Below are 12,578 nucleotides of genomic sequence, written 5' to 3'. Positions count from 1 at the left end.
TCCAGATAGATGGCTCCTCGTTGGGGAGGAGTGTCCCGCCGCCGTGTTTATGGGCGATGCCCGTCATAGTCAAGCGGCTGATGTCGTTTCTGAAGGGTATTTTGCCGCAGTGGCGATCACATCTCAGATTACGCTGCACTGCCTGTCGCACTATGATCGCGGACGTTGGAGATACCGCGACCGATCCGGTATGCTACCTCGACATGCTTGCAAGCACCTCCCGCATCCGAATCGAGAAGCAGTTCCGACGTCACCACGTGGGCGCCGCAATAGTCGAAAATCCCATGATCGATCTGCGTCTTCATGGCACTGAAATAGCCGTGCCGCTCATAAGTGCCTGCATCCGCGCCACCGATGCCAATGAGATGCACGCGCAGATGGCTGAGCTTCTTCACGACTTTGCTGCCGGACGTGTCGTCATAGGCCCAGCCATTGGCAAAAACGCGATCGATCCAGCCTTTCATCAAGCCCGGCATAGACCACCAATAGACAGGATAAACCAGGACTAGCGCATCGGCGCGATCAATCCTGGCCTGCTCGGCGACGACATCGGCCGGTGCATCGGCTGTCCGGCGATGCGCCGCAATATCGGCCTCGCTGAATCTGGGATCGAAACCCTCTTCCGTGAGATCCGCGATTTCAAAGGTGTTGGCAGCATCGAATGCCGATATTCCTTTGGCAATCCCCGCAGCGACGCTGTGACTGAGGGAACTGGAATTAGGATGGGCGAGGACGATGAGCGCATGCATTTGGAAACCTCCTCGTTGGCGTTGCGAGCAAAACCGATCGCTTATATACTTCTCGTAAGCTACTTATCGTAAGTTACTTTTAGTAGGTTTTGATGTCAAGCATAGACCACAACCATGCCCCACCGCTGCCCCGTCGACGGCTTTCGCGGGAGGAACGGCATCGACAGCTACTGGATGTATCCTGGCGACTAATCCGTGAAGAAGGCACGGATGCGCTGACGCTGGGCAGGCTGGCCGAACAGGCCGGCGTGGCAAAGCCCGTCGTCTATGATCATTTCGGCACGCGACCAGGGTTGCTTGCGGAACTTTACCGCGAATTCGACGATCGGCAGACGGCGCTGATGAATACCGCGCTTCGCGAAAGCGGACCGGCGCTGAGCGACAAAGCGAAGGTCATGGCGGCCGCCTATATTGGTTGCGTTCTCACGCAGGGACGCGAAATTCCCGACGTGATCGCCGCTCTGGCGAGTTCCCCTGAACTCGAGAAGGTCAAGCATGAGTGTCAGATAGTTTTCATGGCTCAGTGCAAATCCGTGCTCAGCCCTTTCGTCGGCGCAGGAACCATCGCTTCAGCCAGTCTTTGGGCGATGCTCGGCGCTGCCGAAACACTCTCCTACGCTGCGGCAACCGGCGAGATCAGTGCCAGCCAGGCTGAGAGCGAGCTTTTCGAAATCATTCTGGCAATGGTCGCGAGAAATACCTGCTGAAACAACAAAAGCCGCCCTCACGGACGGCTTTCGATAATCTTCGGCGCTCCGGCCTTACTTGTAGACCGGCTGCTGCAGTGGAATGTCCGGCGGTTCGTAGGCGACCGGCTGAGCGCAGCCGCCGAAGAGGTAACGGGCACCGACACGGGCTTCGTGGACGTTGACGCCACGGTCGCGACCCGGGCCGCCGTTTTCGGCGTAGCCGAACATGCTGCCGCCATCGATATGCAGGTAGCGGTAGCCTACATCGGCCTTGACGTTGCAGGTCACATCGATCGAAGCGCCGGCCATGAGGGCATAGCTGAAGCGCCAGCTGCCACGTCCACCATGAATGACTTCGTCATCGCAACCACTGCCGTCATCGGCGCAGGCGACGTTGTGGAGGTCTTTCCACTTGACGTAGGAACCACCGATACCGGCGCCGACATAGGGCGTGAAATAGGCGTAGGTGCCGAGATCGACATAGGCGTTGGCGAGAAGCGTATAGGCCGTCATCGACGATACGTCACGCGAGGTACAGGAGTCTACGCAGGCACCGAAGGCAGCGCCGCCGCCGACCGTCGAACCGCGGAAGTCAGACTTGGTCAGATAGTCGAAGGTCAGATCGGTGCGCAGATAGCTGTTGATCTGGTAACCAACACCGCCGCCGACCGTCCATGCATCGTCAAGGTCTGCATGATCGAAATCGGCTTCCAGAGCATTGCTGCCCTGGAAGAACTTTGCGCCACGCAGGTCGGTGAAGGCGTAGCCGACATCACCGCGCAGATACCAGCCCGTGCTTTCGCTGACGGCGACTTCCGGCGGTTGTTCCGGCACGGGCTCAATCGGTGCAAGATCGGCGGAATAAGCATTCGACGCGATCAACAGCACGCCGAAGATACCGGACAAAGTTCGTTTCATGGATTCACTCCAGTCGGTTGCGTCGGCGCGCTGCGGGCCGCCAAAACGGATATGCTTTTTATGGATAATGAATTGGAAACGTTAAAAGCTGCTTAACCATAAGAAGTAATTCGAATATCCGCGACAGAACATGTTTTGAAAAGTAAATGCTGGCCACCCCGCCTGTCTCAACTCCGCTAATCGGGAAGACGACGAATAAAAAGTCCGGCAAACTTTTACGCTCGGGAATGACGGACGAGCAAAGGCGAGGGAACAACAGCGGGCAGGCCCACGAGGCCGAAGACCCGGCCTGCGGCAATCACACGGTCTGGCCGCGCAATACCGGTAAATCAGCACCATAAAAAAGCCGGCTCGAGGCCGGCTTCAATCCTTGATGTCGCGCCCTCAGGCGGCGCTGCGCACGCTTGAAATCGTGCCGATCAGATCGTTGACGATGCGTTCGATCTGCGCGCGGTCGTCGCCTTCCGCCATCACGCGGATCAATGGTTCGGTGCCGGAGGGGCGGATGACGAGACGGCCGTTCTTGGAAAGCTCGGCTTCGGCATCGGCAATCGCCTTGACCACCTGCAGGTCTTCCAGCGGCTTGCCGCCGGAAATGCGGACATTGCGCAGAAGCTGCGGCACGGGCTCGAAGCGACGGCAGATTTCGCTGACTGTTTTACCGGTGCGCTTGACGGCCGCCAAAATCTGCAGCGCAGCAACGAGACCGTCGCCGGTTGTGCCGTAGTCCGAAAGCACGATATGGCCGGACTGCTCCCCACCCACATTGTAATTGTGTTGGCGCATATGCTCGACGACATAGCGGTCTCCGACCTTGGTACGGGCAAGGCCGAGACCCTTATCCTCGAGGAAACGCTCAAGGCCGAGATTGGACATGACGGTCGCAACGATACCGTTTCCGCGCAGCTGCTGGCTCTCGGCCCAGCTTTCGGCGATGACGGCCATCAGCTGATCGCCATCGACGATCGAGCCGTTTTCATCGACGATGATAACGCGGTCCGCATCGCCATCGAGCGCAATGCCGATATCGGCGCGCACCTCGTCAACCTTCTTCTGCAGGGCGACCGGGCTGGTGGAGCCGCAATTCAGGTTGATGTTCGTGCCATTCGGATCGTTGCCGATCGTCACCACGTCGGCGCCGAGTTCCCAGAGAACGGCAGGCGCCACCTTGTAGGCCGCGCCATTGGCGCAATCGACTGCGACGCGCAGGCCCTGCAGGGTCACATCGCGCGGCAAGGTGCGTTTGACGTGCTCGAGATAGCGGTAGATATCGCCGTCGACGCGCTTGGCGCGGCCGATTTCTTCGGCCTTGGCAAGCTGTCCCGACAGATCCTTGTCGAGCAGGTCCTCGATCTGGGCTTCGATGTCATCGGAGAGCTTGTAACCATCAGGACCGAAAAGCTTGATACCGTTATCCTGGAACGGATTGTGCGAGGCCGAAATCATCACGCCGATATCACATCGCAGCGAACGCGTCAGCATGGCAACCGCAGGTGTGGGAATAGGACCGAGCAGGAACACGTCCAGTCCCGCCGCGGTGAAGCCGGCCACAAGGGCATTCTCCAGCATATATCCCGACAGGCGCGTATCCTTGCCGATCACCACACGATGACGGTGGGCGCCGTTACGAAAAATCGTTCCTGCGGCGATGCCGACCCGCATCGCAAGGTCCGGCGTCATAGGGAAGATATTGGCTTGGCCTCGAATGCCGTCCGTCCCAAAATAGCGTCTTTTCATATGCACTCCTGCGCTTTCCGCGCGTCGTAGAAGCTTACGCATTCCTCAAGCAAGAATCCGGTTTCAAAGATTGCATTGCGCCCGAACTCGATTCAGCCTTGTTCTTACTCAGCGGAATGCCACAAAACCGCGTAACCGGCACGTAAATTACCAAGAAAACCGATTATATCCTGTTACTAATATTAAAAGGGCCGGATTCCCTGTGGAAATCCGGCCCTTTCAGGCAAATTCCTGTTCACTTTCAGTGAGGCTGAGGTTCCAGCCCGCCCTCGGGTTCATCACCCTTGGAAGCAGGGCGCGCACCGGCCTTTGGAACAGCCGAGCCACGGCTCGGAGGCGAATCATCACCAAGATCGCGTGCAGGCTTCTCGCCACGAATCAGCGCCTTAATCTCTTCACCCGTCAGCGTTTCGTATTCGAGCAGCCCTTCGGCAAGTGCTACGAACTCATCATGCTTTTCCGTCAGGATGTCCCTGGCCTGCTGATAGGCCTGGTCGATCAGGCGGCGCACTTCGTTGTCGATCTTCTGAGCGGTCGCTTCGGAGACGTTCTTCGACTGCGAAACCGAATGACCGAGGAAGACCTCCTGCTGGTTTTCGCCATAAGCAACCTGGCCGAGCTCGTCGGAAAAACCCCACTGGGTGACCATCGCACGGGCAAGCTTGGTGGCCTGCTCGATGTCGGAGGACGCACCCGATGTGATGTTCTCCTTGCCGAAAGTCAGTTCTTCTGCAACGCGGCCACCCATCATGATGCAGAGGCGCGAGATCATCCACTTGTAGCTCATCGAGTAGCGATCGCCCTCGGGAAGCTGCATGACCATGCCGAGCGCACGGCCACGCGGAATGATCGTTGCCTTGTGCAGCGGATCGGCGACGGCGACATTCAACGCGGTGATGGCGTGACCGGCTTCGTGATAGGCCGTGAGCTTCTTTTCCGCTTCGGTCATGGCCGAAGAGCGGCGCTCAGCGCCCATCATGATCTTGTCCTTGGCGTCTTCGAATTCCTGCATGGTGACGACACGCTTGTTGCGGCGGGCGGCCATGAGGGCAGCTTCGTTGACGAGGTTCATCAGGTCGGCACCCGAGAAGCCGGGGGTACCGCGGGCCAGAACCTTGAGATCGACATTAGGTGCCAGCGGAACGTTGCGGGCATGAACCTTCAGGATGCGTTCGCGGCCGACGATATCAGGGTTCGGAACGACGACCTGGCGGTCGAAACGGCCCGGACGCAGCAGCGCCGGATCGAGAACGTCGGGACGGTTGGTCGCAGCGATCAGGATGATGCCTTCATTGGCTTCGAAACCGTCCATCTCGACGAGCAGCTGGTTCAGCGTCTGTTCGCGTTCATCGTTGCCGCCGCCGAGACCGGCGCCACGATGGCGGCCGACGGCGTCGATTTCGTCGATGAAGATGATGCAGGGCGCATTCTTCTTGGCCTGCTCGAACATGTCGCGGACGCGGCTTGCACCGACACCGACGAACATTTCGACGAAGTCCGAACCGGAAATCGTGAAGAATGGCACGTTGGCTTCGCCGGCAACCGAGCGGGCAAGTAGCGTCTTACCGGTGCCCGGAGGACCGACGAGCAGCACGCCGCGCGGGATCTTGCCGCCGAGGCGCTGGAACTTCTGCGGGTCACGCAGGAATTCGACAATTTCTTCCAGGTCCTGCTTGGCTTCATCAACGCCGGCGACGTCGTCAAAGGTCACACGGCCGTGCGCCTCGGTCAGGAGTTTGGCCTTTGACTTGCCAAAGCCCATTGCGCCGCGCGAGCCCCCCTGCATCTGGCGCATGAAGAACAACCAGACGCCGAGGATCAAAAGCATCGGCAGCAGCGTTCCGAGATAGCTCAGGAAGCCGGAGGAACCGTCGGTTTCCGGGCGCGCGGTGACAGCGACATTCTTGGATTGCAGGCGATCGAGCAGATTGTCGTCGATCACGGGCGAATAGGTCTGGAAGGTATTGTTGTTCTCCAGATATGTGCCGGTCAGCCTGTTACCGGTGACCACGACATCCTTCACGCGGTTCGCATCGACCTCACGCAGGAACTGCGAATAAGGGATTTCACGCGAACCCGTCTGCGCCGGAGCCGTCTGGAACATACTGAAGAGGGCGATCAGCAGAAGCGCGATGATCGCCCACAAGGCGAAATTACGTAAGTTAGGGTTCATTGAACTCCCCAGCACTGGACAGTCGCCTCATGGCGACCGTCATATTTGGTCTCTAACATAGGGTTGCGCTACGCCATTGCCAAGGCAATCCACTAGGTCAGATCGTTTTTCCGTCAATACTTCTTAAAAGGTGGCTCCGCATAGGGCGCCTTTGAGAAAACTGCCGAAAGCCTATTGGCAAAGGTGAAATCAAATCGTGTCAAAAAGCGGTCGAAGGGTGCGAAATAGGCCGCCAAATCAACGGATCGGCCGGATTTCGGGGATAAAGTGCCTTTCTCGGCGTATAAGGCCGGCGCCGAAGCAACAGCGCGCTTCCATGCCGCCCTGGGCAGGTGCGCAAAATGCTCCGTGCTCGGCAAAGGAGGCCACCCACTGCGCGTCGACGGCCTAATTGACTGAACAGAGTATGAAACGCCTTCTGCGGACCCGAAAATAATGGTTTTCTCTGGCGAGTACAGGAACGAAGGTGCCCCGGCAGCTGCTGCCTCGACCCCAATGTTTGCTTCCGACCTGTTTCTGACCTCGAACCTGCCGTCCCAGATCCTGGTGCTCCCCGGCGGCAGCACCAGGGGCCAGATCCCCCTGGTCTCGCGCGCCAGATAAAGCCCGTCACGCCGCAGATCGAATACTACCCTGCCGACGCTCATTCGTCCCGGCTTGCCACCAGCTGAGAATGCAAGAAGCTGCTCCATCTGAGCCCTCCCCGGCCCAAACGGCTGTCCTCCGAAAACCGCCGTCAGGCGGCCGAGCGCGTAATCAACGACCGTGCGATCCTGCCTCAGCCCGTCAGGGATTACCTGACCGAGCAGACCGCCATGAAGCCTGAAATAACAATCGAGCCATTCTGCCCCATCGGAAGAAAGAGCCAGTCGTTCATCCCAGATTCCAGTTATATTTGTCTCCGGCTTCGCATCGGCGGAAAGCTGCCGCCGCGTCCGCACGCGCTCGTATTTCACATCCTCATTGCTTGGATCGTCGATCCAGGACATGCCGCGCGCGCTTAGGAAACCGCGGATATCTGCCCGGGCGGAGAAAAGAAGCGGCCGCAGGACCCAGAAACGCCGGTCGAAAAGCATCGCATCCGCTATACCGGTTGAGATTTGCTCCGACCGCATCCCGCGCATCTGCAGCGTTTCACCCTGATCATCGAGCGTATGTCCTGTGACGATGAGATTTGCGTCGAACGCTTCTGCCGCCTCGGCAAGAAGTCGGTAACGCGCCTCGCGCGCAGCTGCCATGATCCCGGTTTTCGGTTTCTCGTCCTGCCAGACCATTGTCCGGTGCGAAATGTCTTTCGATGTGCAGAGAGCAGCGACCTGATGGGCCTCATCTGCAGATCCGTCGCGCAAAGCATGGTCGACGGTTGCGGCGCAAAGGGAAATGGAAAGATCGGGAGCAGCCTTCAGCGCTTCGAGGAGCAGCAGGAGCAGGCCGGTGGAATCGCTTCCGCCCGAAATCGCGACAAGAATGCGCGCAGGCGTCTTCAGCGAAGCGAGGAAACGGCCGATTGCCGCTTCAGGAGACATCGGACCTTCCGGAAACAAGCCGGAGACCTCAGCAGGCGAGACGCTTCTGTTCGCTCGCAACTTTATTTATGACCGCACGGGAGGCCTTCGGATAGCGCTTGCTGACTTCGCGCAAGGTCGCGCAGGCGGTGTCGGTATTATCGAGTGCGGCAAGCGACATGCCGAGCTTCAGCAGCATCTCGGGTGCCTTTTCGGACGTACCATATTTCTGATGGGCGTTCAGGAAGGTCTTGGCTGATTCGTTGAACTTGCCCTGCGAATAAAGCGCTTCCCCAAGCCAGAAATTGGCATCCGCTACACGCGAGCTGTTGGGATAACGGGAGATGTACTGCGTGAATTCCTGCTCCGCCGTGGCGTAGTCACCGGAAAGCACATGGCCATACGCTGCCCTGTACTGATCGGATTCACTACCGAGTGAGGCCGTCTGTTGCGGTGCTGTCGCATTCGGCAGCGGCGCAGAACCAACCGTGGCATTCTTGTTCATCGTATTGCCAACGGGATTGCCGTTCTGGTCAAAATCGATGGAGCCGAGCTCGCGCGGCGGCTGACCGAGACCTTCATTGGCCGGCACATCGGTGGAGGGAGCCGTTTCGGCTCCCTGTGGGGCTTGGATAACCTTGGCGATATCGTCGCCACCACCGGATGCCGGCGGAGCGACGTCGGCTTCGCTCTTCTTCACTGGCGCCTTGGCACCGCCACCGCTGGCACCGCCGCCCGTCTTTTCAAGCTGCTGGAAGCGGAATTCATTGTCTTCCTGCTGCTTGCGGATCGTCTCCTGCATCTGGAGAAGCTGATAGCTCATTTCCTCGATACGGCCGTTCAACTGCCGCATCTGGTCTTCCATCTGCTGGATGCGGACTTCCGCTCCGCTGCTCTGCACGTTGACAACCGGCGCTGCCGGCTGGGCCTGTTGCACGGATTGGCCGCCGATGTGCAAGCCGAAGAACGAAGCGGAATAAGCCGCTCGCTCGCTCCCGGTCACGGCCGCAAGGCACAGCATGCCTGCCACGACTAGTTTCTTCATTTTTGTATCGTCCTGTCCCAGTGATTCTTCGCGCCCCGATGGCACGAACAGGAGATTTTTCCAATTGCTGTCAAAAAGCAACGGAGTCTGGCCAAAGTGTGGTCAAAAAGAAAGGCGGCCCGCAAGCGAGCCGCCCTGTCAAATTCCGGCTTTCGCCGAAAATTACATGCCTGCGCCGCCGAGAACGGTGACCGCACGGCGGTTCTGCGACCAGCATGAGATATCGTCGCAGACGGCGACCGGACGTTCCTTGCCGTAGGAGATCGTCTTCATACGCTGGGCCGGAACGCCGCGCGAAGCCAGATAATCCTTGGTGGCCGCAGCGCGGCGGGCGCCGAGAGCAAGGTTGTATTCGCGGGTGCCGCGTTCGTCGGCATGGCCTTCGACAGTGATCTGGTAGTTCGGGTAACGACCGAGCCACTGAGCCTGACGGTCGAGTGTCTGGGCAGCGTCGGCGCGGATCGATGTGGAGTCGGTATCGAAGAAGATGCGGTCGCCGACATTGACCGTGAAGTCCTGAGCAGAACCCGGCGTTGCAGCACCGGCGCCGAGGCCGAGATCACCGGCACTGTTCGGCACGTTCTTTTTGTTGGCGCAGCTCGCAAGAGCGAGGCCGGCGACAAGCGCGATCATGACGGGGTTGCGGGCGAAATTCTGCAGACGGCTCATTGCCGGGGTGTGAATTCGGCTCATGGCCGGGTCTCCTTGCGACTTCAATCAGGGTTTCCGGACAGTAACCGCACTCGGTTAACCGGCCCTCAAAGATCATGGTTAACGATTTACTGATTTGTCCCTGCTTTGCCCATTTTCAGGACTTTGCGGCGACATGAAGGCGAATTTCGGCCCTCCACTACTCAAGCAGCGGCGACCAGGCCGGGTCCGAGCCATAGGCCGGCGTCTTGATAGCCTGCTCGTTATAACCCGTCAGATCGATCGAATAGAGCTGGGGACCGCCGGCACCGGCCGCCTGACGGAAGAACATGATGACGCGGCCATTCGGCGCCCATGTCGGGCCTTCGTTGTGGAAACCGGTCGTCAGGATACGCTCTCCCGAGCCATCCGGCTTCATGACCCCGATCGAGAACTTACCGCCAGATTGCTTGGTGAAGGCGATCAGATCGCCGCGCGGCGACCACACCGGCGTAGAGTAGCGGCCATCGCCGAAGGAAATGCGGGTCTGGCCCGAACCATCGGCATTCATGACATAGATCTGCGACTGTCCGCCGCGGTCGCTTTCAAAGGCAACGCGGTTGCCGTCAGGCGAATAGGAGGGCGAGGTATCGATTGCCGCGGTCGAAGTCAGGCGGGTCGTCGTGCGCGAACGCAAGTCCATCGTGTAAATGTTCGAGTTGCCTTCCTGCTGCAGGCTCATGATGACCTTCTGGCCGTCAGGAGAAAAGCGCGGCGAAAAGGTCATGCCCGGGAAGTTACCGACGACTTCGCGCTGTCCGGTCTCCAGCTGCAGCAGATAGACGCGCGGCTGCTGGTTGGCGAAGGACATGTAGGTCACTTCCTGCCGGTTCGGCGAGAAGCGCGGCGTCAGAACGAGGTCGCTACCGTCAGTCAGCATGCGCACGTTGAAACCGTCCTGATCCATGATCGCCAGCTGGCGCTTGCGCTGCTGCTTGGTGCCGGATTCGGACACGAAGACCACGCGGGTGTCGAAATAGCCCTCTTCGCCGGTGATCTGCTTATAAATCGCATCAGCGATGATATGCGCGACACGGCGCCAGTTCTCCGGCTGCGTGTAGAACTGCTGGCCCGTCATCTGCTGACCGGCGAACGTGTCCCACAGACGGAACTCGGCGCGAAGACGGCCATCCGCCTCCTGGGTGACGCGGCCGGTGACTAGTGCCTGAGCGTTGATGACCTTCCAATCCTCGAAGCGCGGCGAGGCGTCCGGATTGGAAATCTTCTCGATGAAGGCTGTCTTGTTGATCGGCGCAAACAGTCCAGACCGCTGCAGGTCGGCCGCGATGACCTGTGAAACCTGCGCACCCATATTGCCCTGCAGGAAGTCCGTCACCGCGATCGGCAGCGGCTGGACGTTACCCTTATTGATGTTGATCTCAACAAGTGCGTTGGCCGGCGTCGCGAAGGCAGCGGCGGTCATCAGACCGGCAGCGACCATGATGGCGCGGAAGAAGGAACACTTTGTCATACCAAACAGCCTTTCAGCATTTATGGGTTCAGGTCGCTGGCATCGAAGTTAAAGATAACTTCCTTCCAGCCATCGTATTTATCTTTTGGGAGCATCGTGAAAGGAGCCGCGCGGACGATCGCACGAAACGCAGCGTCCCTAATGGTTTTACGCGTGGCCTCGCTACCACCGCTGGCGTCAGCCTCGGGGGTTCCCAAAATATTGCCGTCTTTGCCGAGCTTCACACGAAATTGCAGTTTGACGCTGCCGGCATCCTTGAGGTTACCGGGGAGTATGAAACGGACAGCGACCGAGCGTTTCATTGCGTCCATGGTCGCTCGGCTTATCATCGGCACCTTCGTACCGCTTTCTTTGCGGACGACAGTCTCAGCACGCGCATTAGGAGAAAGCGTGCAAGCAATCGCCAATATCGCCATGGTCCCGAAAGACTTCGCAAAATGGAATCGCCGGTGCAGCATCTAGATTCCCAGATCGCTCGGATCAAAGTTGACGACGACCTCGTTCCAGGCGTCGTATTTGTCTTTCGGCAGACTTGAGAAAGGCGCTGATTTCATGATGGCGCGATAGGCACCGCCGGCGAGAGCTCGGCGGGTGGAATCATTGTCGCCACCCGTAGCTTCGACTTCCGGCTCGCCAATGATATTGCCGTCCTGATCAAGCTTCATATGAACCTTGATGCGCACGTCAGCCATGCCCTCCATGCCGGGAATGACCGACCAGTTGCCGGCGATCGCGCTTTTCAGCGCATCCATTTCACTGAGCGACAGTTTCGAGGCGCCATTCGTGGCCTTCTTCGCGCCCAGCGATGCTTCCTGCGTCGAACGCTTGGTGCCGCCGGCAGACGGATCCGTCTTGTTCAACAGTGCGGAAATCTCATCCGCGTTGAAGTCGCTCTTCATCGACGAAGCGGATTTCGCCACTTCCTGCTTTTTGTCAGCCTTCTTCTTGTCCGTCGGCACTTCCGCAGCCTTCGGCTGATCCGGGGTCTTCTCCGGTGGTTTTTCGGCCGGTTTCTGCTCCGGCGGCTTTACCTGCGGCTTGACGACCGGGGTCGGCACCTTGTCCGGCAGTGCTTCCGCATCCGGCTTCGGCGGCTCCTCAGGCTTGGCCTGCTCTTCCGGCGGCTTTTCCTCAGGCTTCGGCGGCGGCGTTATTTCTGCCGGCTTGGTCTGGGGAATGGAAGCGACTTGCTTCGGCTGCTCGACCTCGGTCTCTTCCTTGTTGACTTCCTTAACGTCGTTCGGCTTCGGGTCGATCTGCGGCTGGGGCTTGTCGCTCGAATTGGCGGCGGCCGCGTCGCTGTTGCTCGGCTTGGCGTTCGGAACCGGCGGCGTCTTCAGATCGACCTTATTGTCACCGGCGTTTTCCGACGGCTCCGGGATTGGCGGCCGCGTCGTGGGCACAGGCGCAGAGGTCTCCTTCATTGGAGCCTTCTTATCGCCCTGCTGCATCTGCGTGATGGATTCCACCGGCACGAGATCGACCGGCATTGCCTCGAAATCCTCCACCTTGAAAGATTCCGGAGCGCCCAGCGACACCAGCGCCCAGGTAAGCACCAGCCCGTGCAGAACCGCAGATGTGACGACGCTGGTCTTCATCTT

11 protein-coding genes are annotated in these 12,578 nt (G+C 59.1%); 1 reads left to right on the top strand and 10 read right to left on the bottom strand.

The annotated features are described in order from the left end of the window. Positions 1-128: 128 nt before the first annotated feature. On the bottom strand, positions 129-749 hold the full coding sequence (locus FHT92_RS23410; protein WP_183829765.1) for an NAD(P)H-dependent oxidoreductase: 621 nt from the start codon (positions 747-749) through the stop codon (positions 129-131). Positions 750-841: 92 nt separating this feature from the next. Here FHT92_RS23410 and FHT92_RS23405 point away from each other — a divergent pair, with 92 nt between their 5' ends. Beyond that, positions 842-1,456: a TetR/AcrR family transcriptional regulator gene (locus FHT92_RS23405; protein ID WP_183748848.1), complete on the top strand. Its 615-nt coding sequence runs from the start codon at positions 842-844 to the stop codon at positions 1,454-1,456. A gap of 54 nt (positions 1,457-1,510) precedes the next feature. Here FHT92_RS23405 and FHT92_RS23400 read toward each other — a convergent pair whose 3' ends face one another. The 9 genes from FHT92_RS23400 to FHT92_RS23360 all read right to left on the bottom strand — a co-directional run bounded on the left by FHT92_RS23400 (position 1,511) and on the right by FHT92_RS23360 (position 12,575). Beyond that, positions 1,511-2,356 (bottom strand): outer membrane protein, encoded by an 846-nt coding sequence (locus FHT92_RS23400; RefSeq protein WP_183748847.1) that lies wholly within the window; start codon positions 2,354-2,356, stop codon positions 1,511-1,513. Positions 2,357-2,740: 384 nt separating this feature from the next. Continuing rightward, entirely contained in the window at positions 2,741-4,093 is a 1,353-nt protein-coding gene (glmM, locus tag FHT92_RS23395) for a phosphoglucosamine mutase (RefSeq protein WP_183748846.1), read from the bottom strand. 241 nt (positions 4,094-4,334) lie between these two features. Continuing rightward, positions 4,335-6,266 (bottom strand): ATP-dependent zinc metalloprotease FtsH, encoded by a 1,932-nt coding sequence (gene ftsH / locus FHT92_RS23390; RefSeq protein ID WP_183748845.1) that lies wholly within the window; start codon positions 6,264-6,266, stop codon positions 4,335-4,337. Between the two features lie 113 nt (positions 6,267-6,379). Beyond that, on the bottom strand, positions 6,380-7,792 hold the full coding sequence (gene tilS / locus FHT92_RS23385) for a tRNA lysidine(34) synthetase TilS (protein ID WP_409527166.1): 1,413 nt from the start codon (positions 7,790-7,792) through the stop codon (positions 6,380-6,382). 28 nt (positions 7,793-7,820) lie between these two features. Next, complete coding sequence (gene ybgF, locus FHT92_RS23380) at positions 7,821-8,816, bottom strand: tol-pal system protein YbgF (protein ID WP_183748844.1); 996 nt, start codon at positions 8,814-8,816, stop codon at positions 7,821-7,823. Between the two features lie 162 nt (positions 8,817-8,978). After that, positions 8,979-9,509, bottom strand: a complete 531-nt coding sequence (pal, locus tag FHT92_RS23375) for a peptidoglycan-associated lipoprotein Pal (RefSeq protein WP_183748843.1) — start codon at positions 9,507-9,509, stop codon at positions 8,979-8,981. A 157-nt stretch (positions 9,510-9,666) separates the two neighbouring features. After that, positions 9,667-10,977: a Tol-Pal system beta propeller repeat protein TolB gene (tolB, locus tag FHT92_RS23370; RefSeq protein WP_183748842.1), complete on the bottom strand. Its 1,311-nt coding sequence runs from the start codon at positions 10,975-10,977 to the stop codon at positions 9,667-9,669. Positions 10,978-10,997: 20 nt separating this feature from the next. Next, on the bottom strand, positions 10,998-11,435 hold the full coding sequence (locus FHT92_RS23365; protein WP_183829762.1) for a hypothetical protein: 438 nt from the start codon (positions 11,433-11,435) through the stop codon (positions 10,998-11,000). Continuing rightward, positions 11,436-12,575 (bottom strand): hypothetical protein, encoded by a 1,140-nt coding sequence (locus FHT92_RS23360; protein WP_027692924.1) that lies wholly within the window; start codon positions 12,573-12,575, stop codon positions 11,436-11,438. Positions 12,576-12,578: the final 3 nt, after the last annotated feature.

Source organism: Rhizobium sp. BK377 (genome assembly GCF_014193935.1).
Classification (GTDB): domain Bacteria; phylum Pseudomonadota; class Alphaproteobacteria; order Rhizobiales; family Rhizobiaceae; genus Rhizobium.
This window is presented reverse-complemented; position numbering and strand designations above follow the sequence as displayed.